Genomic DNA, 20,926 nt, shown 5'->3' on the forward strand with positions numbered 1-20,926 from the left:
GACATGGCAGGCAAATATTTCGAGGAATGGACCATCGGCGAGACGATGGCGCATGAGATCCGCCGGACGGTGACCGAGACTGACAATCTGTTATTCTCGACCATGACGCACAATCCGCAGCCGCTGCACATCGACCTTGAGGCGGCGAAGGCGAGCGAATTTGGCCAGATCCTCGTCAATGGCACCTTCACCTTTGCGCTGATGGTCGGTCTCAGCGTCGGCGACACGACGCTGGGCACGCTGGTCGCCAACCTGGGTTATGACAAGCTTGTCATGCCCAAGCCGGTGTTCATCGGGGACACGATGCGGGCGACCAGCGAGGTGATCGGCCTCAAGGAGTCGGCGTCGCGGCCCAATGCCGGTATCGTCACCTTCCGACACGAATTGTGGAACCAGCGCGATGAATGCGTCTGCCGCTGCGAACGCTCGGCGCTCATTAAACGCCGGCAAGCCTAAAGCGTCTCGATCCGGTCCAGCAGCGCGGCGGATTCAGCGCGGATGATCGCCTGTTTGCGCTCGTCCATCCGGTCCCAGGTGCGCACCATCTGGGCCATGCGCGGGTGTTTGCGGAAGCGGTCGCCGTGGCGGGCGATGAAATCCCAATAGAGCAGGTTGAACGGACAGGCCTTGGCCCCCGTCTTGGCGCTGACCGAATAGGCGCAACTGCCGCAATAGTCCGACATGCGGTCAATATAGGCGCCGCTCGCCGCATAGGGTTTGGAGGCGAGCAGGCCGCCGTCGGCATATTGGCTCATGCCCACGGTATTGGGCAGTTCGACCCATTCATAGGCGTCGATGTAGACGGCCAAATACCATTGGTGCAGCTCGTGCGGATCGACACCGGCGAGCAAGGCAAAGGTGCCGGTGACCATCAGCCGCTGGATGTGATGGGCATAGGCGTGGTCGCGCGTCTGTTCGACGGCGGCGCGGACACAGGCCATGCGGGTTTTGGCTGACCAGTAAAAGCCGGGCAGCGGGCGGCGTGCATCGAGCGCGTTGCGATGGGCATAGTCCGGGCCTTCGCGCCAATAGATGCCGCGGACATATTCGCGCCAGCCAATGATCTGGCGGATGAAGCCCTCAACCGCGTTCAACGGCGCGCGCCCGGCGTGATATTCAACCTCGACCGCGCGGCACATCGCCAGCGGATCGAGCAGGCCGCAGTTGAGGTAGGCCGACACGACGGCGTGATAGAGGAAGGGCTCACCCTTGAGCATCGCATCCTGAAAATCGCCGAAGCGAGGCAGGGCAACCTTGAGGAAATGGCGGAACGAGGCTTCGGCCTGCTCCGCGGTGACCGCGTACCAGAAATCATCAAGGCTGCCGAAATTGTCGGGGAAGCGTGCGGCGACGAGGGCGACGACCTCCTGCGTTATCGTGTCGGGCGCATGACGCAACGGGCGTGGCATGAACAGGTCGGCGCTGGCCGGTTTGCGATTGTCGGCGTCGAAATTCCACTGCCCGCCTTCGGGTTCATCACCGCGCATGAGGAGGCCGGTCTTGCGGCGCATCTCGCGATAGAAATATTCCATACGCAGCGATTTGCGCCCCTCGGCCCAGGTGGCGAATTCCTCATGGCTGGCGATAAAGCGGGGGTCGGGCAGGATGGTGACGGAGATGCCGAAGCGATGCTGCCAGCCGTCCATCTCCTGTTTCAGCCGCCATTCGCCTGCCTCGGTAACGGTCAGCAATTGCGCGCGATGACGGACGATGGCGCGTTCCACCTCTCCCGCCAGCGAACCGCTGTTGCCCGGATCATCGAGCGTCACATAGTCGACGCGCCAACCGGCCTCGCGCAATTCCTCGGCGAAATGGCGCATGGCGGAAAAGAGGAAGGCGATCTTGCGGCGATGGTGCGGCACATAGGTCGCTTCCCCCAATACTTCCGCGATGAGGATGACGGTATCGGCCGGATCAGCGCCATCCAGTGCGCTGATTGAAGGGCTGAGCTGGTCGCCGAGAAGGAGAATGAGCCGGGTCATGCCCGGCGGCTGTGGCGGCAGGTAGCCCGCTTTGCAAGCTGCCTGCCGCGTCAGACGGGGGTCAGCGCCTCAGATGCTGGTCGAGAAAGCGCACATAGGCTTCCGAGGCAGCGATGTTATTTTCGCGGCGGAGGAAGCCATGGCCTTCGTCAGGGAACAGCAGATATTCAACCGGCACATTATTGGCGCGGACGGCGGCGACCAGTTCGTCGCTTTCGACCTGCAGCACGCGGGGATCATTGGCACCCTGCACCACCAACAGCGGCCGGCGGATATTGGCCGCGTGGAATAGCGGGGAGATGGCGCGGTGCCGTTCGGCATCAGTCGCGGGATCGCCCATCTCGTCAAACAGGGCGGTGCGCTGTGCTCCCCACCAGGCGGGGATGGATTGCAGAGTGCGCGTCCAGTTGGTCACGCCAAAGATGTTGATGCCAGCGTCAAAGGTAGTCGGATGGAAAGCCAGCGCCGCAGCGGTCATATAGCCGCCATAGCTCCCTCCCATCACTGCTACCCGATCCGAAATCCAGTCCTGCCCGGCCAGCCAGTCGCGCGCAGCGGTCACATCGCGCAGGTCGACATCACCATGGCGCTTGTCGTCCATGTGGAAGAAAGTCTTGCCATAGCCCGACGAGCCACGGTTGTTGATCGCGTAAACCGCATAGCCGTGGTTGACGAGATGCTGGACCATCGAGCTGTAGCCGCGACGGCTCTGACCGCCGGGACCGCCATGGACGAGGACGATGGCCGGCACCGGATTGGTCGCGCTCGCTTCATGCGGGCGATAGAGAATGCCGGGGATTTGGAGCCCGTCATAGGAAGCAAAGCGGGCCACGCTCGCCTCAACCAGGCGCGCCTCGTCGATCGCCGGGTTGAGCGCATGGGTCAGGCGGCGGGCCTGGCCGTCGGCGAGGTTGGCGACGAAAATGTCGCGCGGGCTGGTGTCGCTATTGACTGTGAACGCGACCGAGCTTTCGTCGGCGTTGAACTGAACACCTCCCAGATCGCCCGCCGGGACTCCGCGCAGTGCCACCGGCTGGCCGGTACGGGTATCGATGATGCTGAGCGCGGTCGATCCATCAGCGTTGAGGGCCTGTATCCGGTACCGGCCGGAACGCGACTGATCAACAAAGGCGACATCCCAGTCGGCCTGGACCAGCGGCGCGCGTTCGCCACTGGCCAGATCATAGGTCCAGGCCTGGGCAAACTCACCATGTTCATCGGTTGCATAGACCAGTGCCCGGCCATCGGGGGTGAATCCATAGGCGCCATGGTTGACATTGGCATCAGGGCTGGTGGCAATCAAACGTGGCGCTGAATCCGATGCCGCTTCGGCAAGATAGAGGTCGCTGTCCGCTGCGCTCAGCTGTTGTTGCAGGGCTATGTGCTGCCCATCAGGGGAAACGGCGACTGGAAAGACACTGCCGCTGTTGCGGAAGATCATCCGCCGCTCATAGCTCGTCGCGTCATAGGCATAGACGTCGAAGGCAGCCGGATCACGCTCATTGGTGGCGATGAAGAAGGTCGCGCCATCACGGCTCCAGCCAGCGAACTGAGCCTTCAGCCGATCGCCAGGGGTCAGGTCACGGACGGTGCCGTCGGCGGCGCGGACATAGATGTGGTCAAGTTCGTTCCCACCGCTGTCGCCTTCGAACAGGATACGCTCATCCCGCGGGAAAAAGGAGACAGCAAAGCGGCCGTCGGTGGTCGAACTGGTCAGTGCCACTGGTTCACCGCCGCCAACAGGCATGGCATAAACGTTGAAGGTTCCGGACTTGTTGCTTGAAATCAGCAAATGCGTGCCGTCCGGCGAAAAGGCATGGCCACCGCCGCCAATGCTGTAACTGGTCGTTTCGAAAAATTGCGCAGCGGTATAGCGGACCGGAGCTGCTGCGGTCTCTGCAGCCGCCGCCGGGGCGGCCGGGCTGGACTGTGCGGCGGCGGGAACGGCGAGAGCGCCAAGCGCGCAGGCAATCAACAGGCGATGGGACAAACGGGTCATCACAGGCTCCTCAGGAACTGTATCATATGAACAATACAGTGGCCTGCGGTGCCTGTGCTGTCAAGCGGTGTTGACCCAATTACATTTCGACCATTTCAAAGTCGATTTTGCCCGATCCGCACTGCGGGCAAATCCAGTCTTCGGGAATGTCGGCCCAGCGGGTTCCAGGGGCCAGGCCCTCGTCAGGATCGCCCGCTTCCTCATCATAGATGTAGCCGCAGTTGAGACACTGCCAAACCTTATATGCTTCGTCGGCCATGGCCCACTCCCTTGATCGTCAGCCTGTTTGTTCCCCATCACACCGGATGGGCGCGAAGGTCAATTGACAGTATAGCGAACCGGCACATGCTTGGGACCGCAGACAAAGCTTGAGCGGGTGCGCTCGGGCGTGCCGTCAAGCTCGACCGATCCGAGCAGCGGCAACAGTTCCTCCCACAGCACGCGCATTTCCATCCGGGCGAGATGCTGTCCCAGGCAGACGTGCGGGCCATAGCCAAAGGCAACATGGCGGTTGGGCTTGCGGTCAATCGAGAATTCGAAGGGATTGTCGAACACATCCTCGTCGCGGTTGGCCGATTGATAGGGCAGCATCAACCACTCGCCAGCCTTGATCTGTTGCCCGCGAAACTCGGTGTCTTCGACGGCGGTGCGCATGAAATGCTTGACCGGCGTGACCCAGCGGATGCTCTCCTCGGTAAAGGCACCGATCAGCTCAGGCTCGGCCTTCAGCCGGGCGAACAGTTCAGGCCGTTCGGCCAGGGCCCACAGTGCACCTGCGGTAGTGTTTGAGGTAGTGTCATGCCCCGCCGTCGCGGCGATGATGTAATAGCCCATGATCTGTCGATGGTTGAGATATTCGCCGTCGATAGTCGCATTGGCGATCAGGCTGTTGACCGCCGCATCATCAGGGTTGGCGCGAAACTTCTTGGTGACCTCGGCGAAATAGGCTTCCAGATCGGCATTGGTCTTGAGCAGGCCTTGCAGCGCCTCCTCGGCGGTCACTTCCTTTTTGTCGCGGTTCATTTCCGGGTCGGAGGCACCGAACAATTCCTGCGTCAGCTTGAGGAGATAGGGTTCATCTTCCTGCGGGACGCCAAGCACGCTCATGATCACGCGCAGTGGGTACCAAAAGGCAATATCCTCCGCAAAGTCACAGGCGCCACCCTTGTCGAGCATCTGCTGGACATAACCCTTGGCGATACGACGGACATCATCTTCCAGACCGCGCACCTTTTGCGGGGTCATGGCCGGAAAGACGATCCCGCGAAGCGCCTTGTGCTCGGCTCCGTCAACCGCGACGAGGCTCCGGATCAGGTTGGACTCTCCGCCGGTCAGGAATTTGACCACGCCCTCGGTCGCCTTGGGCGAAATGGTCGATGATCGCGGGCTGTTCTGGAATAGACTGGCCTGCTTTTCGATTTCCATGACATCGGCGTGGCGGCTGACCACCCAGAAATTGTCATATTCGCTCGCCTGGGCCTTGGCGAATGGGCTGTCGCGACGGATCGCCTTGAACGCTTCATCAACCGCATCGCCATTCTGATAGGCCAGCGGGTCAACAATGATGTTCGAAAGGTCGGGGGAAATGGTGGCGGTCATGACAGTCTCTCTCAGCAGGTCCGGTGAGCCGGATCGGGGGGTGGGCGGGCGTTCTGTTTTATCTTCTGACAATCCGCATGCTGTTACACATTTGCTATACAGTCAACAAATAAGTTGCTACAGCTGTTGCCAATGACAGCCTCCGGTTCGCCCTCTTCCCCCCGCACAGCGCGGAGCAAGCGCCTGCCGCGTCATGCTGCCCGGGCTCCGGCAAAGGTCACCGGCCCGGCGCGTCGCCGCAGCCAAGCCGAACGGTCGGATGAGAGCGAGATACGGCTGCTCGAAGCCGCTGCCCGGGTCATTGAAGGCGAAGGCTTTGCCGCCGCGACATTCGACCGGATTGGTGAACTTGCCGGCTACAGCCGCGGCCTCGCCAGTGCCAAATTCGGGTCAAAGGACGGGCTGGTCCGGGCGGTCATCGCCTTTGTCCAGCGGCGACTCGAAGCGCGAACAACTGCTGCGCTTGCCATGTTGGACAGGCCTGACGCGACCGAACTGATCCTGAGCTGGACAGACACACTGCTGGAAGTGGTGCAGACGGACGAACTGGTGCGCGCCTATTTTGTCATGATGGCGGTGGCGGTCGGCAACCGGGCGGATAATCGCCCGGCCTTTCTCGATGCCCATGAGCAGGTTCGCGTGCGTTTGCGTGACCTTATCGAGGCAGGGCAGGCATCAGGGACCATTTCCGCAAAGGTTGACGCGGATGCCACTGCGCTCAGCATCGGCAGTCTGCAACTGGGCATTGCGGTGGAACTGCTGTTGGATCCGACGCTCGACATTGGGCGAATGCGGGCAACCGCGCGACAGGCGGTTCGAGGCATGCTGGGCATCTGACTGATATTTTGCTATGTACCAAGAGTAACGTTTTTGATTCCGGTTTGTCCTGTTTTTGGGAGAGTTTGTCATGCGCACCCTTATCTTTGTCGATGAAGCCAATTTCCAGAAGGGCGCTCGCGCCGCCAATTATCGCCCCGACATTGTCGGCCTGAAGAATTGGCTGAGTGATCGTGGCCGTCGCCAGATTGTTGAAATGGTTGTCTATCTGGGCCTCCCACCGGAAAGGCGGGCCGAGGACATGCCTGAAAATTGGCAGCGGGCCTATGACAGCAAGCATCGGTTGCGCATGGCTCTGGAAAATCATGGCATCATGGTGGTCGCCTGGCGGGGCAAGCAACTCTTCGGCTATGATCCGCCCCGATTTGCTGCCAACATCGACATGCTGATGGCAATGGATGCACTTGAATTTGCCATTGATGCGCGACCGGATGTGGTTGTGCTGGTCACCGGCGATGGAGATTTCTCCTATCTTGCAAACAAGTTGCGCCGCCGGGGAATCAGGGTTGAGGCAGCCGCTCTGGCATCAACCCTGTCTGCCGAACTCAAGCGCGCGGTGCACCAGGTGATAGATCTCAGGGAGTTTTTCCGTGATCAGCAGCCAGAGCCGGCTGGGGCCGAAGACGAACCCTATGATGACGATGATGACTGGGACGACGACGATGATTGGGATGAGGAAGAGGATTGATCCTCTTCGCATCGGCCTGGCCTAGCTACCAATCCTGCATTTGTGCATCGGCAAAACCGGCGTATAGCAGTGGCTGCGCCCAATGCCGGGTTGCGCCATCAGAGAAGCACCATGTCCGACGAATTCTACCGCATGAAGCGCCTGCCGCCCTATGTCATCGCTGAAGTGAATGCGATGCGGGCCGCCGCGCGGGCCGCGGGTGAGGACATCATCGATTTGGGCATGGGCAACCCTGATCTGCCACCGCCGCCGCATGTCATCGACAAGCTGTGCGAGGTGGCCCGCGATCCCAAGGCACATGGCTATTCTGCATCAAAGGGCATTCCCGGCCTCCGCCGCGCGCAGGCCAATTATTATGGTCGCCGTTTTGGTGTAACCGTCGATCCCGAAAGCGAGGTCGTGGTCACGCTCGGTTCCAAGGAAGGGCTTGCCAACCTAGCCCAGGCGATCACCGCGCCGGGCGATGTCGTGCTGGCGCCCAACCCCAGCTATCCCATTCACACCTTTGGGTTCATCATCGCCGGCGCCACCATACGCGCCGTCCCGACGACGCCTGACGAACGCTATTTCGAGAGCCTCGAACGCGCGGTCCGCTTCACCGTGCCAAAGCCGAGCGTGCTGATCGTCAACTATCCGTCGAACCCGACTGCCGAAGTCGTGGACCTCGCCTTTTACGAGCGCGTGGTTGCCTTCGCCAAGGAACATGGCCTGTGGGTCCTCTCCGACCTCGCCTATTCCGAACTCTATTATGACGGCAATCCGACGCCCTCGATCCTGCAGGTGCCGGGAGCCAAGGATGTTGCGATCGAATTCACCTCACTGTCGAAAAGCTATTCGATGGCCGGCTGGCGCATCGGCTTTGCGGTGGGCAACAAGACGCTGATCGCCGCGCTGACCCGGGTCAAATCCTATCTCGATTATGGTGCCTTCACGCCCATCCAGGCGGCGGCGGTGGCGGCTCTCAACGGCCCGCAGGACATTGTCGAACAGAACCGCCAGCTGTACCAGAAAAGGCGTGACGTGCTGGTCGAAAGCTTTGGCAAGGCCGGCTGGGAGATTCCGGTGCCCAAGGCGTCGATGTTCTGTTGGGCGCCCCTGCCGCCCGCGTTTCGCGAAATGGGCAGCCTTGAATTCTCCAAGCAAATGCTGACCGAGGCCGGCGTCGCCGTCGCCGCTGGTGTCGGCTATGGCGAGGAAGGCGAAGGCTATGTCCGCATCGCCATGGTCGAGAATGAGCAGCGAATCCGCCAGGCGGCGCGCAACATCAAGCAGTGGTTCCGGTCAAAAGGCGTCAACAGCGCCGGGGCATCCGCCGACGCCGCATGACCAACGGTTCCGCGAAGACGCCAAAGGGCCCTGTAGCAGTCTATGGCACTTTGCGTCCCGGTGGGCGGGCCTATGCCGCGTTTCATCTTGCCGAACGCACCCGATTCCTCGGGCCGTGTCGCATAGCTGGTCGCATCGTTGATCTGGGAGGGTACCCCGGCCTCCTGCCGCCGTCGGAAAAATCATCAACCCAGGTGGCCGCCGATCTGCTTGAGGTGCTCGATCCTGCGCTTTGGTCAGAGCTCGATCATTATGAGGGGCCCGATTACGCGCGTGAAACCGTCAGGCTGGCAGAGCCTGATTGCATGGCCAATGTCTGGATCTGGCGCCATGACGCAGGCGATGCACCACCGGTTCCGGACAATGACTGGACGCTGCGCCAATCAGAAGAGATAGACCCGGCGGATGATCCCGCAAGCCGCGATAGCAGCAGGGGCCGCTGCTGATGATCGCCGAAACCATCCAGCTCAGCCTGGTTCCGGCTTTTTTGCTGGTGGCGACGGGGAGCTTCCTCAATGTTGTAACCGGCCGGCTGGCGAGGGTGGTCGACCGCGCACGAGACCTGCAACAGCGCTATGGTGATACCGAGGGGCTGGAACATGAACGGGTGGTGCGCGAATTGCGGCGGCTCGACCGGCGCATGGGCGTGATCAACTGGTCGATTGCGTTGTGCGTTGGCTGCGCCATCGTCGTCTGCATCATGGTGGCAATGCTGTTTGCCGTCGGTAATGGCCGTGACGATCTGGCGACGGCAGTGGCTGCCGCCTTCATCCTCGCCATGCTGTTGCTCACAGCTGGATTGATCGCCTTTCTTGTCGAAGTCCGCCTCGCCATTCAGACCATCCACGTGCCCCTTGAGATGCTGGAACGCGAAGGCGCAGAGAAAATCAGGCGTGGTCTCCTGCCGCGCATATATTGAATGGATAACGGGGCGGGTGTGGCACGGGCAGGCTTAGGCCGCCTGGCGCCAGCGGCCGATCAATGTTCCCTTTGCCCCTCGCCGGTCATGGTCGAACCGCATGGCGGGCCAGCGTTGGCGCCATCGGCGGACGACCAGCCGCTCGCCGGGACGGGCCGCATCGTCGAGCAGGATCATGGCCTTGTCGGACAGGCGTGGAAAAAGGCTTTCCGCCGCGCCACGCACCAGCGGATGCAGCGCCCATGGAGCCCCATCTATAACCAGAAGGTCGATTGCGGCTGGCACATCTTCAAGCTGATACCATAACCCCGGCCAATCACCCGGCGGCGTGCCCAATGGCGCATGGCGCATGTCTGCGGCAAGGCCATGACCGGCAAGCCAGCTGCCGGTTGCAGCTGTGAAATTGGCATGCTGGTCATAGCTGATCAGTGGGCCACCGCCGTGCAGCGAGAGCGATTTGGCGATGATCAGGCTGCTCGCCCCGCATCCCAGTTCGACTACCACCTGTGGGCGCAGTACTTCGACGGCGTCAGCAATGTGCATCAGGAAACGGGTATCGGCTTTCCAGCTGCCAAGGTTGGGCAGGGCGTCTTCTGACAGGCCGAGGCGCTGCAACAGTGCGGCTTTCTCTGTTCGGCTTCCGCCACGCAACGATCTCAACAGCCACGGCCACTGGATCGCGCCAAAGGCAATGGTCTCGATCCTGTCGCGCAACGAACGCGACAAGATGCCGTCGTCTCTAGACAACAGACTGGTGGTTTCTCAGCTCGTCATGCGGCGACCTCTCTTTCCGACCCCGTATCACATGTGGCGGGACGCGATGTGACCGGTGCCGATCCCTCCACTCCGTCTGTCGCATTTGTCGGGCGGTCTGCTCGCAGACTTTGACAAGTCGGTCGCCGCGCGGCTTTATGGGGGGACAAGAATAAGTGGAGAGAGACACCGTGGCCTACCCCCCAACAGCCACCAGTGGCGTTGCCGCGCCGACTACACCTATGCCAGCCGCGCGGGCCATGCTTTGGGTCCTGTTGCTGGTTTATATCCTCAACTTCCTCGACCGGCAGATTCTCAACATATTGGCGGAACCCATCAAGGCCGAGCTCGGGCTCAGCGATACGCAGCTAGGCCTGCTTGCCGGTCCGGCCTTCGCCGTCTTTTACGCTGTCCTCGGCATTCCCATCGCCCGCTATGCCGACAGGGCCTCCACCAACCGGGTGACACTGATTTCCGTATCTCTCGCCGTCTGGTCATTGATGACCGCATTGTGCGGCTTCGTCGGCAATTTCTGGCAGTTGCTAATGGCCCGCATTGGTGTCGGCGTGGGCGAGGCGGGATGCACCCCATCCGCCCACTCGCTGATCGCTGATTCTGTGCCAGCGGAGCGCCGGTCCTCGGCCATCGCCTTTTTCGGCCTTGGCGTGCCGATCGGCAGCCTGCTCGGCCTGATCATCGGTGGGACCGTCAACGATCTTTACGGCTGGCGAGCCGCTCTTTGGCTGGTCGGAGCGCCCGGCCTGCTGCTCGCGCTCGTCGTGCCGCTGCTAATCAAGGAACCGCGCAGCCCCGCGTCGCGAGCCGCCGCGCGAGAAGCCGAACGTTCACCCGATCCGTCGGCGCCTGCCAGGCAATCGGTCGCTTCGGCCATCCGGGAGGCTTTTTCGTCAAAGGCCTTTACCTGGTTGTTCATTGCGGCGTCTGTCACGGCTTTTCTTTCCTATGGAAAGGGATTGTGGACGATCAGCTTCTTCATCCGCAGCCATGGCCTGTCGACTACCCAGGCCGGCCTGTCGATGGCAATCGCACTCGGTGTCGCGGGGATCATCGGCACTTGGTTGGGGGGCAAGATCGCTGACGTCTATGGCACCAAGGACAAACGCCACCTGCTAACCTTCCCGGCCTATGGCATGGCCATTGCCGCGCCGATCCTGTTCCTCGGTTACACGGTGGAAAGTTGGCAGATCGCGGTGCTGTTGCTCATCGTGCCAACCATTCTCAACGCTGCCTATTATGGCCCCGCCTATGCCTGTGTGCAGGGGCTCGTGCGTCCCGAACTTCGGTCAGTGGCTGCGTCAATGGTCGTTTTTGGCCAGAACCTAATCGGTCTTGGTGCCGGGCCGCTCGCTTTTGGCATGTTATCCGACTATCTCCAGCCTGTGGCCGGACAGGAAAGTGTCCGCTGGGTCCTCTATGGCGCTGCCTGGCTGGGCCTGATCCCGGCCTTCTTCTTCTGGCGTGCCAGTTTGCTGCTCGGCAAGGAGATGAAGAGCGGCTGATCCAGGGCCGCGATCCCCCTGCCTCAATCGGTGAAGGGGTCGCGGATCAGGATGGTGTCCTCGCGTTCGGGACTGGTCGAAACGAGAGCGATCGGCGTTTCGATCAACTCCTGCACGCGCTGGATATATTTGATCGCCTGCGCCGGCAGGTCGGCATAGCTGCGCGCACCTGCGGTTGTTTCCTGCCAGCCGGGCATCTCCTCATAGATGGGCTCGACGGCGGCCTGATCAGCCGCATGGCTGGGGTAATAGTCGAGCACCTGTCCACGCAGGCGATAGCCGGTGCAGATGCGGATCGTCTCGAACCCATCGAGCACGTCAAGCTTGGTCAGCGCGATGCCGGTCACGCCCGATACGGCACAGGCCTGTCGCACCAGCACGGCATCAAACCAGCCACAGCGGCGCTTGCGTCCGGTGACAGTGCCAAATTCATGGCCGCGCTCGCCGAGCCGCTGACCGATTTCGTCGTCCAGTTCGGTCGGGAACGGACCTGAACCGACGCGGGTCGTATAAGCCTTGGCGATGCCCAGCACGAAGCCGATGGCGCTGGGGCCAAGGCCCGACCCGCTGGCCGCTGTGCCCGAAACGGTGTTCGAGCTGGTGACGAAGGGATAGGTGCCATGGTCAATGTCGAGCAGCACGCCCTGTGCGCCCTCGAACAGGATGCGGGCACCGGCCTTGCGCACCTGATTCAGGCGCTTCCACACCGGCTGCGCATATTGAAGGACAAAGTCGGCAATCCCGCCAAGGTCGGCGAGCAGCTTGGCCCGGTCGATCGGCGGCTGACCAAATCCGGCGCGTAGCGCGTCATGGTGCGCGCACAGCCTGTCGATCTGCGGGTCGAGCTGGTCGAGATGAGCAAGGTCACAGACGCGGATGGCCCGGCGGCCAACCTTGTCCTCATACGCCGGGCCAATGCCGCGCCCTGTCGTGCCGATCTTGCCACTGCCAGCCGCCGCCTCTCGCAGACCGTCAAGGTCGCGATGGAAGGGGAGGATCAGCGGGCAATTGTCGGCGATGGCAAAATTGTCCGGGGTGATGACGACGCCCTGACCGCGCAGCTTTTCCACTTCGGCCTGCAAGGCCCAAGGGTCGAGCACGACGCCATTGCCGATGATCGACAGTGTGCCGGTGACGATGCCGGAGGGGAGCAGCGAGAGTTTATACACATTTTCGCCCACCACCAGCGTATGGCCGGCATTGTGACCGCCCTGGAAACGGACAACGGCATCGGCGCGGCTGGCCAGCCAGTCGACAATCTTGCCCTTGCCCTCGTCACCCCATTGGGCGCCGATCACCGCGACATTTGCCATGGATATGCTCCTCCACCCCGCCAAGGTGGATCCTCAACACGCCCTTCGACAGGACTCGGCGTGGGGATGGTTCGTTGGGGCCAAAGGGTGCCCCGGCTGTTGCTGCGCGGATAGTGGGATGGCCCGGTTGGGTCAAGTCGGGACAGGACGAAGCGGAAGACAATCATGGCAAAGACTTTCAATCTTGTGCGACATTTGGACTTTAGCCCTGATGCTCGATTGACGCGTAACGACCAGCGAGGACCACCATGCTCACCCTGTCGCTTGCCCTGATGTTTGCCACTCCAGGATTTGCCGCGGCCGAACCGGCGCAGCCGGCAGCACAGTTGCAACGACGTTCAGGACGCCTTGGTGGCATGCTCGCGCGGCGACGTGGCGGCGATTCAGAGGCGGGAGCCGGTACTACGGCCCTGCCTCCTGGTTCCACGCTGATCCGCTATGGCAACAGTGAGGCGCAACGCATCCGCTTCTGGCCGGCTCCTGGCGGCGCAGGCACGGGAAGCCGCCGCCCTCCGCTGGCCATCTATGTCCACGGTGGTGGCTGGCAGCATGGCGCACCGGAGATGGTGGCCGAAAAACCTGCGTGGTTTGCGGCACATGGATGGGCCTTTGCCTCTGTCGGCTACCGATTGCTGCCCGAAGCCCCGGTCGAGGAGCAGGCTGCTGACATCGGACGGGCAATTGTCCGGTTGCGCAGTGAGGCTGCCGAGCACGGTTTTGACCCCGATCGCATCCTGTTGCTCGGTCACAGCGCCGGGGCGCACCTTTCGGCTCTGGTGGGTACTGACCCGCGCTATGCAGGTTCGGGCTTTGCAGCAATCCGCGGGGTCATCCCGATAGATGGGGCCGCTTATGATGTGGTACAGCAGATGCAGGAAGGCGGTCGATTCATGATGCGGCGCACCTATGTCCCCGCCTTTGGCACAGATCCTGTTCGCCAGCGCGCCTTGTCTCCCACCACCCATTCGGGCGGCCAGGATGCACCCGACTGGCTGATCCTGTTTGATAGCGGCCGCGATGACGCTGTCAGCCAGTCTGCACGGCTGGCCGGTGGGTTGGAGCGAGCGGGCGCACGCGTCCAGCAGCAGGGCATCCACTTTGACGACCGGAGCGTGATGCAACGACACCGCCGCATGAATGTCGAATTCGGCACGCCGGGCTATGCGGGCAATGCGTCGGTAGAGGCCTTTATGCGGCGCATCGAGGGACGGTGATCAGAGACTGACCGCTGCTCCACCTGCCAGCTTGTGGGTACAGCCCAGCGCTTGCGGGTCATCGCTGTCGGCGAGGGCGGCGATGGTCACCCAGCCTTCGCTGCGCAGACGAGCCGCCGCTGAGACATCATGGCCGATCGGCAGGAACAGCGCCCTCGCCTCGTTCACCTCGACACCCAGTCCCGCACCGATCAATGGATCGGGATAGAGCGAGAATCCGACCGCCGGTTCAATGCGGCCATCAGGGTGCGTGATGGCATAGCTGCCGCCACGGCCAATGGTTACCGCATGACCGGCGACGAAGATCGAAAAACCGATCCAGCTTTGATATTCAAAACCATGTCGTTCGGTCGGGTCAAGCGTGACGGTGACCCGGTCCCCAACGCTCGCCGCGAGCGCCTCCAGCGCGGCAATGCGGCTGGCCAGGACCCCGCCGGCATCGATGGCGCGCAGCCTGTCAAGCGCCTTGGGGAAGGGGCCGGTAGCGGCAATCAGCGGAAGATACGCCTGTGCCCCCAATCCGGCCAGCGCGCCGGCATCCTTAGCGTCCAGTTCTGCCTTGACTGCTTCAATCGCATCGGCATCCAGCGGAAAGGCTGTGGCCGCAAGAGTGTCCACCAGATCGGGCAATGTCAGGTCGACCGTAATGCCCGTGACACCGGCGGCGATCAGCGCGTCGACGGCCACCGTCAGTACTTCGGTAACAGCGGAGAGACTGTCATTGCCGATCAGTTCGGCGCCGACCTGCATCATTTCCCGGTCGGGCCAGAGGGTCGTCGCGGTCAGTTTCACCACTTGCCCGGCATAGGACAGGCGAAGCGGGCGTGCTGCAGACGACAGGCGCGAAGTGGCAATGCGACCGACCTGCCGCGTGATGTCCGGACGAATGGCGAGCGTGCGGCGCGATACGGGATCAGTGAAGCGCAACAGGTCGCGTGAGGCGGGGTCGTGCGCGTCTCCGGCCAGTGTTTCGCGAAACTCGGCGATCGGCGGAGCGATCCGGCGATAGCCATGGCCGGCCATCGCGTCGATCAGTGCGCGGGTCACGCGTGAAGCGGCCTCGGCCTCTTCGGGTAGCCGGTCACGCAGGCCTTCGGGCAACAGCTTCGGAGTCGTTCGGGTCATGTCGCGACTGCCTTAATCCAGCAGAATAGCAATGCAAACCATGGCGTGCCCGCACCCCGGAGCGGGAGAGTGGGTGCGGGGGCACGCCATGGAACGGCCTTGCGCGGATCGCTGATGGCCGCGCGGCCGGTTTTGCGGTCCGTTCAGAAACGCAGCGCCTTCACCTTCTTCACACCGTCGAGTTGACAGATTGACCAAAGAACCGGTTCGGGCACCGCGCCATCAACCGACAGCAACAGCACGGCCTCGCCGCCGGCATCGCGGCGACCCAGGTGGAACGTGCCGATATTGACGTCGGCCTGACCCAGTGCGGAACCCAACCGGCCGATGAAACCCGGCGCGTCGACGTTGACGACGAACAACATGTCGCCATCGAGATCGGCTTCGACCTTGATGCCATGAATCTCGACAAGGCGCGGCTCGCCTTTGCCGAAAATGGTGCCGGCTACAGAACGCGAACCGTCCGCGGTCGTCACGGTGATGCGCAACAGCGTCGCATACACGCCTTCACGGTCATGGCGCACCTCGCGGACGTCAAGCCCGCGTTCCTTGGCGAGGAACGGTGCGTTGACCATGTTCACCGTGTCAGAATAAACGCGCATCAGTCCGGCGAGGACAGCGGCAACAATCGGCTTCTGGTTGAGCTGGGCCGCGGCGCCTTCGGTTTCGATGGCGACGCTGGTGATGGCATCGCCTTCCAGTTGGCCGACCAGACGGCCGAGCTTTTCCGCCAGCGCCATATAGGGCTTGAGCTTCGGCGCTTCCTCGGCTGACAGGCTCGGCACATTCAGCGCGTTGGTGATGCCGCCATTGACCAGATAATCGGACAACTGCTCCGCGACCTGGATCGCGACATTGACCTGCGCCTCGTCGGTCGATGCGCCGAGGTGCGGGGTGCAGATGAAGTTGGGCGTGCCGAACAGCGGCGAAGCCTTGGCCGGTTCCTCGACAAACACGTCGAGCGCAGCCCCAGCGACATGGCCGCTGTCGAGCGCGTCCTTGAGCGCCGCTTCGTCGATCAGGCCGCCGCGCGCACAATTGATGATGCGCACGCCCTTCTTCGCCTTGGCGAGATTTTCGCGGGACAGGATGTTACGGGTCTGTTCGGTCAGCGGGGTGTGCAGCGTTATGAAATCCGCCTTGCCCAGCAGCGTGTCGAGATCAGCCTTTTCAATGCCCAGTTCAACGGCGCGTTCGGCGGACAAGAAGGGGTCATAGGCGACCACCTTCATCTTCAGGCCGAGCGCGCGGTCGGCAACAATTGAACCGATGTTGCCAGCCCCGATCAGGCCGAGCGTCTTGCCGGTCAGCTCGACGCCCATGAAGCCGTTCTTGGGCCACAGCCCTTCCTGGGTCTGGGCATTGGCTTCGGGGATTTGCCGGGCGAGGGCGAACATCATGGCGATGGCATGTTCGGCGGTGGTGATCGAGTTGCCGAATGGCGTATTCATCACGATCACGCCCTTGGCCGAGGCATAGGGGATGTCGACATTGTCGACGCCGATGCCGGCGCGGCCGATGACCTTGAGGTTGGTGGCGGCGTCGAGGATCGCCTTGGTCACCTTGGTCGAAGAACGGATGGCGAGGCCATCATAGGCGCCGATCATCGCGGCCAGTTCTTCCGGCGTCTTGCCGGTGATGACATCGACTTCGCAGCCGCGCTCGCGAAACACCTCGGCGGCGCGGGGGTCCATCTTGTCGGAAATCAGGATTTTGGGCTTGGTCATGGCTTTTTCCTCGTTATTCCCGCGAAGGCGGGAATCCATCCGGCCACATCGCGGTTTGGGAAATGTCAGGTGATGGCTCCCCGCCTTCGCGGGGATGACCGGATCAATATTCAGGCAGCCTTCAGCGAAGCCCAGGCCCAGTCGAGCCAGGGTCCGAGCGCTTCGATGTCGGCCGTGTCGACGGTCGCGCCGCACCAGATGCGCAGTCCCGGCGGGGCATCGCGGTATCCGGCGATGTCATAGGCGGCGCCCTCCTTTTCGAGGAGGCCGGCAAAGGCCTTGATGAAATCGGCGTCCGCCCCTTCGACCGTCAGGCAGACGCTGGTGGTCGAGCGGGTGGCCGGATCAGCGGCGAGATGGCCGAGCCAGGAGCGGGCGCTGACAATCGCGTCAAGCGCAGCGGCATTGGCATTGCTGCGGGCCTTCAGCCCCTGCAAGCCGCCGACCGCCTTGGCCCATTCCAGCGCGAAGATGACGTCTTCGACAGCCAGCATCGACGGCGTATTGATTGTTTCGCCCTTGAACACGCCTTCGGCCAGCTTGCCCTTGCTCATCAGGCGGAACACCTTGGGCAGTGGCCAGGCCGGGGTGTGGTTTTCCAGCCGCTCAACCGCGCGCGGCCCGAGGATGATGACGCCATGCGCACCTTCGCCGCCCAGCACCTTCTGCCAGGAAAAGGTCGTCACATCGAGCTTGTCCCACGGCATGTCATAGGCAAACACCGCGCTGGTCGCGTCGTTGAAGGTCAGGCCTTCGCGGTCGTCGGCGATCCAGTCGCCATTGGGAACGCGCACGCCCGACGTGGTGCCGTTCCAGGTGAAGACGACATCGTTTGAGAAATCGACCGCCGACAGGTCAGGCAGTTCGCCATAGGGCGCGCCCAGCACGGTGGCGTTGAGCTTGAGCTGTTTGTTGACGTCGGTCACCCAGCCTTCGCCAAAGCTTTCCCACGCCAGCATGGTGACGGCGCGCGCGCCAAGCATCGTCCAAAGCGCCATTTCGACGGCGCCGGTGTCCGATCCGGGAACAATGCCGATGCGGTGTGTGTCGGGCACCTGCAGCACGTCGCGCATCAGATCGATGGCCAGTTGCAGGCGCGTCTTGCCGATCTTGGCGCGGTGTGACCGGCCCAGTGATTCGGTGGCGAGCTTTTCAAGGGACCAGCCCGGCGGCTTGGCGCAGGGACCGGAAGAAAAAAATGGCCGTGCGGGCAGCGCCGCAGGCTTCACAGCATCAGTCATGTCTTCTCTCCTTGCAGAGAGCTCGCGCACCGTTGGGGGAGCGTGGCCCGTCGCCGCGTCTAGGGGCACGCGGCGGGAAGTCAAGCAAATGTGATGCACTGCACCAAAGACCCTCGCGCAAGTGACAGGAAAAATCATGCCAATCCGGTTGTTTATGGTTGCCAGTGATTAACCATCCTTTCACCAGCCATAGGTAGAACCAAGGGGATGAACCGCGTCTTTCGCCTTTTTCCGCTTGCTCTTGCGCTGTTGGTCAGCGCCTGCGTTGGCGGTGGGCCGGAACGGCGTGGCGATGGCCCGCCATCGACCAGCCGGCCGACGGCTTCGCGACCGGCCTTGCCCGCGCCTGCGCCTGCCACCCGCGCCTGCTTCGCCCAGCTCAATGAAACGGGTGTGCGCTTCACTCCCTTGCCCGATCAGGACTTCGGCGGCGGCTGCAGCGCCCGCGGCAGTTTGCGGCTCAACGACATCGGCACCCAGACAACCAATCTTGGCGTGATGACCTGTCCGCTCGCCCGCAACTTTGTTGCCTGGGTCAATCATGCGGTAAAACCGGCCGGACGTCAGATTTATGGCCAGGATGTCGTGCGGGTTGAAACCTTTGGCACCTATAGTTGCCGCAATATCTATGGTGGACGCTCGGGTCGCTTGTCGCAACATGCCTTTGCCAATGCGATCGATGTTTCCGGCTTTGTCCTTGCCGATGGTCGCCGGGTGACAGTGCTCGATGGCTGGAACGGTGATTCGCGCGCTCGACAGTTTCTCAGGCTGCTGCATGCTTCGGCCTGTCGCCGGTTCGGCACCGTTCTGGGGCCGGACTATAATGCGCCTCATGCCAATCACTTCCACTTCGACATGAGCGGCGAAGGCTATTGTCGCTGAAGCATTGGTGCCGGCTTTCTTGTGACCTTTACAGATTCTCGTTAGACTCCCGCCAATGACAGACCAGAAACCCAATGGTTCGCGCTTCCATCATGCGCGCGAAGACGCCCGTTTTGCCACGCAAAACCTCCCCACACCCCAGACAGAAAGCCCGGCGTATAGACTGGCCTTTCAGGACACGGATTTCCTGCTGCGCGAGGATTTGCGCCCGGTCCGTTTCCAGCTCGAACTGCTCAAGCCCGAACTGCTGCTGGATGAGGCGAACATTGCCTCGATGCTCGTCATCTATGGCTCGGCCCGTATTCCCTCCCCCGACCATGCCGATGCGCTGGTCGCGGCCGCTAAGACGCCCGAAGAGTGCCGGGTCGCCGAACGGCTCGCGGCCAAGGCACCCTATTATCGCGAGGCCAAGCGGCTCGCGGCGCGGGCCAGCGCGGTGCCCCGTGATGCGCAGGGTAGGCGGCATTTTGTTGTCTGCTCTGGTGGCGGTCCCTCTATCATGGAAGCCGCCAACCGGGGTGCCCATGAATGTGGCAAGGAATCGGTCGGCCTCAATATCGTCCTGCCGCATGAGCAGGCGCCCAACCAATATGTCACCCCGTCACTCAGCTTCCAGTTCCACTATTTCGCTTTGCGGAAGATGCACTTCCTGCTGCGCGCCCGCGCCGTTTGCGTCTTTCCAGGCGGCTTCGGGACGTTTGACGAGACGTTTGAATTGCTCACCCTCGTCCAGACCGGCAAGATGAAGGCGATGCCTATCGTGTTGTTCGGCAAGGAATTTTGGAACCGGGTGGTCGATTTCGATGCGCTGGCCGACGAAGGGGTCATCAACCGTCGTGATATCGACCTGTTCAAATTTGTCGAAACCGCCGAGGAAGCCTGGGCGCACATCTGTGATTTCTGGAAGGATGATCCGCTTGGTGCGCTGGCCCGCAGTGAGCCTGACCAACGGCCCGAATGCTGGGACTGGGCGCCGGACGCCGACTGAGCCGGTCGTGTCCCGCCCAAACAAAAAAGGCACCGGATCGCTCCGGTGCCTTTTTGTTTGGTTCAGCGTTCGCTTAGCTGGCGGCAGGGGCCGCAGCGGCAGCAGCATCAGCCGGCGCAGCAGCTGCGTCGCCCTCAGCAGGGGCCGCCGCCGCGTCGCCTTCAGCCGGAGCCGCATCAGCAGCAGGCGCCGCAGGCAGCGGGATATTTGAACCCTGCGCGTTCAGATAAACCATCAGATTGGCCCGATCTTCAGCGCTCGAAAGCCCGGCGAACGACATTTTGGTGCCATCGGCAAACCGGCGCGGGCTAGCCAGCCAGGCATCCATATTGGACCAGTCCCAGTTTCCGCCATGGGTCTTGAGCGCGTCGGAATAGGCAAAGCTCGGCACATGGGCACCTATTGCCGTGCCCATGACGCCATAGAGGTTCGGGCCAATGCCATTGGCGCCGCCCGCATTGATCGTGTGGCAAGCGGCGCACTTGCCGAACACCGCTTCACCCTTGGCTGCATCGGCAGTCTGCAACAGCGTTTCGATGGCCGGGCCAGCTGCCGCGCCACCGGCGGCCCCACCGGCACCTTCAACGGCATAGCCTGCCTTTTCAGGCGCATGGGGAGCAAAAAACTTCGTACTGACGCTGGTCAGCCCCAAAGCGACGATGCCGGCACCCAGCACCCAGCCAAAGATCGTGTTGTTGCGGTTGTCCATCGCCCCGGAACCATCCTGAAATTTGAGCGGCACACGGTGCACGCCAGAAACGCGCAGTCGTGGCGACCCCATGTGGAATCTGCGGCTCCCCTTAATCGCGGCAT

Annotated in this window: 20 protein-coding genes; 10 read left to right on the forward strand and 10 right to left on the reverse strand. The window is 62.3% G+C overall.

Annotated elements, in window-relative coordinates; translation table 11 throughout:
- Positions 1-3: 3 nt before the first annotated feature.
- Positions 4-456: a MaoC family dehydratase gene (locus GV829_RS06200; protein ID WP_169944941.1), complete on the forward strand. Its 453-nt coding sequence runs from the start codon at positions 4-6 to the stop codon at positions 454-456.
- Here GV829_RS06200 and GV829_RS06205 read toward each other — a convergent pair.
- The 4 genes from GV829_RS06205 to GV829_RS06220 all read right to left on the reverse strand — a co-directional run bounded on the left by GV829_RS06205 (position 453) and on the right by GV829_RS06220 (position 5,580).
- Positions 453-1,982: a cryptochrome/photolyase family protein gene (locus GV829_RS06205; RefSeq protein ID WP_169944943.1), complete on the reverse strand. Its 1,530-nt coding sequence runs from the start codon at positions 1,980-1,982 to the stop codon at positions 453-455. The two genes, GV829_RS06200 and GV829_RS06205, sit on opposite strands and share 4 nt — an antisense overlap.
- Positions 1,983-2,043: 61 nt before the next feature.
- Positions 2,044-3,981, reverse strand: a complete 1,938-nt coding sequence (locus GV829_RS06210; protein WP_169944945.1) for a S9 family peptidase — start codon at positions 3,979-3,981, stop codon at positions 2,044-2,046.
- Positions 3,982-4,060: 79 nt separating this feature from the next.
- Positions 4,061-4,240, reverse strand: a complete 180-nt coding sequence (locus tag GV829_RS06215) for a rubredoxin (protein ID WP_169944947.1) — start codon at positions 4,238-4,240, stop codon at positions 4,061-4,063.
- A 59-nt stretch (positions 4,241-4,299) separates the two neighbouring features.
- Positions 4,300-5,580, reverse strand: a complete 1,281-nt coding sequence (locus tag GV829_RS06220; RefSeq protein WP_169944949.1) for a cytochrome P450 — start codon at positions 5,578-5,580, stop codon at positions 4,300-4,302.
- A 132-nt stretch (positions 5,581-5,712) separates the two neighbouring features.
- Between GV829_RS06220 and GV829_RS06225 the strand changes: the two genes are divergently transcribed.
- The 5 genes from GV829_RS06225 (at position 5,713) to GV829_RS06245 (ending at position 9,350) form a co-directional block, all read left to right on the forward strand.
- Positions 5,713-6,417 (forward strand): TetR/AcrR family transcriptional regulator, encoded by a 705-nt coding sequence (locus GV829_RS06225; protein WP_246203104.1) that lies wholly within the window; start codon positions 5,713-5,715, stop codon positions 6,415-6,417.
- A gap of 70 nt (positions 6,418-6,487) precedes the next feature.
- A complete protein-coding gene (locus GV829_RS06230; RefSeq protein WP_169944953.1) occupies positions 6,488-7,105 on the forward strand; it encodes an NYN domain-containing protein in 618 nt (205 codons plus the stop codon).
- Positions 7,106-7,216: 111 nt separating this feature from the next.
- Positions 7,217-8,431: an LL-diaminopimelate aminotransferase gene (locus GV829_RS06235; RefSeq protein WP_169944955.1), complete on the forward strand. Its 1,215-nt coding sequence runs from the start codon at positions 7,217-7,219 to the stop codon at positions 8,429-8,431.
- Positions 8,428-8,877 carry a gamma-glutamylcyclotransferase family protein gene (locus GV829_RS06240; RefSeq protein ID WP_169944957.1) on the forward strand — a complete coding sequence of 150 codons (450 nt, stop codon included), beginning with the start codon at positions 8,428-8,430 and terminating at the stop codon, positions 8,875-8,877. Before GV829_RS06235 ends, GV829_RS06240 begins: the two co-directional genes overlap by 4 nt.
- A complete protein-coding gene (locus GV829_RS06245) occupies positions 8,877-9,350 on the forward strand; it encodes a DUF2721 domain-containing protein (protein WP_169944959.1) in 474 nt (157 codons plus the stop codon). Before GV829_RS06240 ends, GV829_RS06245 begins: the two co-directional genes overlap by 1 nt.
- 33 nt (positions 9,351-9,383) lie before the next feature.
- Here the strand turns inward: GV829_RS06245 and GV829_RS06250 are convergent, their stop codons facing one another.
- Positions 9,384-10,097 (reverse strand): class I SAM-dependent methyltransferase, encoded by a 714-nt coding sequence (locus GV829_RS06250; protein ID WP_246203087.1) that lies wholly within the window; start codon positions 10,095-10,097, stop codon positions 9,384-9,386.
- Positions 10,098-10,294: 197 nt separating this feature from the next.
- Between GV829_RS06250 and GV829_RS06255 the strand changes: the two genes are divergently transcribed.
- Complete coding sequence (locus tag GV829_RS06255) at positions 10,295-11,623, forward strand: spinster family MFS transporter (protein WP_343042864.1); 1,329 nt, start codon at positions 10,295-10,297, stop codon at positions 11,621-11,623.
- 23 nt (positions 11,624-11,646) lie between these two features.
- Here GV829_RS06255 and GV829_RS06260 read toward each other — a convergent pair whose 3' ends face one another.
- Positions 11,647-12,936: an adenylosuccinate synthase gene (locus GV829_RS06260; RefSeq protein ID WP_169944961.1), complete on the reverse strand. Its 1,290-nt coding sequence runs from the start codon at positions 12,934-12,936 to the stop codon at positions 11,647-11,649.
- 248 nt (positions 12,937-13,184) lie between these two features.
- On the opposite strand from GV829_RS06260, the gene GV829_RS06265 reads away from it, so the two are divergent.
- Positions 13,185-14,150 carry an alpha/beta hydrolase gene (locus GV829_RS06265; RefSeq protein ID WP_169944963.1) on the forward strand — a complete coding sequence of 322 codons (966 nt, stop codon included), beginning with the start codon at positions 13,185-13,187 and terminating at the stop codon, positions 14,148-14,150.
- Here the strand turns inward: GV829_RS06265 and GV829_RS06270 are convergent, their stop codons facing one another.
- The 3 genes from GV829_RS06270 to GV829_RS06280 all read right to left on the reverse strand — a co-directional run bounded on the left by GV829_RS06270 (position 14,151) and on the right by GV829_RS06280 (position 18,243).
- Positions 14,151-15,275, reverse strand: coding sequence for an ATP phosphoribosyltransferase regulatory subunit (locus GV829_RS06270; RefSeq protein WP_169944965.1), 1,125 nt, complete (start codon positions 15,273-15,275; stop codon positions 14,151-14,153).
- 143 nt (positions 15,276-15,418) lie between these two features.
- Entirely contained in the window at positions 15,419-17,002 is a 1,584-nt protein-coding gene (gene serA, locus GV829_RS06275) for a phosphoglycerate dehydrogenase (RefSeq protein ID WP_169944966.1), read from the reverse strand.
- Between the two features lie 110 nt (positions 17,003-17,112).
- Entirely contained in the window at positions 17,113-18,243 is a 1,131-nt protein-coding gene (locus GV829_RS06280) for a phosphoserine transaminase (RefSeq protein ID WP_169944967.1), read from the reverse strand.
- A 207-nt stretch (positions 18,244-18,450) separates the two neighbouring features.
- Here GV829_RS06280 and GV829_RS06285 point away from each other — a divergent pair, with 207 nt between their 5' ends.
- Positions 18,451-19,125 carry an extensin-like domain-containing protein gene (locus GV829_RS06285; protein WP_169944968.1) on the forward strand — a complete coding sequence of 225 codons (675 nt, stop codon included), beginning with the start codon at positions 18,451-18,453 and terminating at the stop codon, positions 19,123-19,125.
- Positions 19,126-19,180: 55 nt separating this feature from the next.
- A complete protein-coding gene (locus GV829_RS06290) occupies positions 19,181-20,113 on the forward strand; it encodes an LOG family protein (RefSeq protein WP_169944969.1) in 933 nt (310 codons plus the stop codon).
- A 73-nt stretch (positions 20,114-20,186) separates the two neighbouring features.
- Here GV829_RS06290 and GV829_RS06295 read toward each other — a convergent pair whose 3' ends face one another.
- Complete coding sequence (locus tag GV829_RS06295) at positions 20,187-20,822, reverse strand: c-type cytochrome (protein WP_169948028.1); 636 nt, start codon at positions 20,820-20,822, stop codon at positions 20,187-20,189.
- Positions 20,823-20,926 lie beyond the last annotated feature (104 nt).

It is taken from the genome of Sphingomonas lacunae (assembly GCF_012979535.1).
Taxonomy (GTDB): Bacteria; Pseudomonadota; Alphaproteobacteria; order Sphingomonadales; family Sphingomonadaceae; genus Sphingopyxis; species Sphingopyxis lacunae.

What these genes read in the sequence shown, in the direction of transcription:
- GV829_RS06200 (WP_169944941.1), top strand. Translation starts at nt 4, where the DNA reads ATGGCAGGCAAATATTTCGAGGAATGGACCATCGGCGAGACGATGGCG.
- GV829_RS06205 (WP_169944943.1), bottom strand. Translation starts at nt 1,982, where the DNA reads ATGACCCGGCTCATTCTCCTTCTCGGCGACCAGCTCAGCCCTTCAATC.
- GV829_RS06210 (WP_169944945.1), bottom strand. Translation starts at nt 3,981, where the DNA reads ATGACCCGTTTGTCCCATCGCCTGTTGATTGCCTGCGCGCTTGGCGCT.
- GV829_RS06215 (WP_169944947.1), bottom strand. Translation starts at nt 4,240, where the DNA reads ATGGCCGACGAAGCATATAAGGTTTGGCAGTGTCTCAACTGCGGCTAC.
- GV829_RS06220 (WP_169944949.1), bottom strand. Translation starts at nt 5,580, where the DNA reads ATGACCGCCACCATTTCCCCCGACCTTTCGAACATCATTGTTGACCCG.
- GV829_RS06225 (WP_246203104.1), top strand. Translation starts at nt 5,713, where the DNA reads ATGACAGCCTCCGGTTCGCCCTCTTCCCCCCGCACAGCGCGGAGCAAG.
- GV829_RS06230 (WP_169944953.1), top strand. Translation starts at nt 6,488, where the DNA reads ATGCGCACCCTTATCTTTGTCGATGAAGCCAATTTCCAGAAGGGCGCT.
- GV829_RS06235 (WP_169944955.1), top strand. Translation starts at nt 7,217, where the DNA reads ATGTCCGACGAATTCTACCGCATGAAGCGCCTGCCGCCCTATGTCATC.
- GV829_RS06240 (WP_169944957.1), top strand. Translation starts at nt 8,428, where the DNA reads ATGACCAACGGTTCCGCGAAGACGCCAAAGGGCCCTGTAGCAGTCTAT.
- GV829_RS06245 (WP_169944959.1), top strand. Translation starts at nt 8,877, where the DNA reads ATGATCGCCGAAACCATCCAGCTCAGCCTGGTTCCGGCTTTTTTGCTG.
- GV829_RS06260 (WP_169944961.1), bottom strand. Translation starts at nt 12,936, where the DNA reads ATGGCAAATGTCGCGGTGATCGGCGCCCAATGGGGTGACGAGGGCAAG.
- GV829_RS06265 (WP_169944963.1), top strand. Translation starts at nt 13,185, where the DNA reads ATGCTCACCCTGTCGCTTGCCCTGATGTTTGCCACTCCAGGATTTGCC.
- GV829_RS06270 (WP_169944965.1), bottom strand. Translation starts at nt 15,275, where the DNA reads ATGACCCGAACGACTCCGAAGCTGTTGCCCGAAGGCCTGCGTGACCGG.
- serA (WP_169944966.1), bottom strand. Translation starts at nt 17,002, where the DNA reads ATGACCAAGCCCAAAATCCTGATTTCCGACAAGATGGACCCCCGCGCC.
- GV829_RS06280 (WP_169944967.1), bottom strand. Translation starts at nt 18,243, where the DNA reads ATGACTGATGCTGTGAAGCCTGCGGCGCTGCCCGCACGGCCATTTTTT.
- GV829_RS06285 (WP_169944968.1), top strand. Translation starts at nt 18,451, where the DNA reads ATGAACCGCGTCTTTCGCCTTTTTCCGCTTGCTCTTGCGCTGTTGGTC.
- GV829_RS06290 (WP_169944969.1), top strand. Translation starts at nt 19,181, where the DNA reads ATGACAGACCAGAAACCCAATGGTTCGCGCTTCCATCATGCGCGCGAA.
- GV829_RS06295 (WP_169948028.1), bottom strand. Translation starts at nt 20,822, where the DNA reads ATGGACAACCGCAACAACACGATCTTTGGCTGGGTGCTGGGTGCCGGC.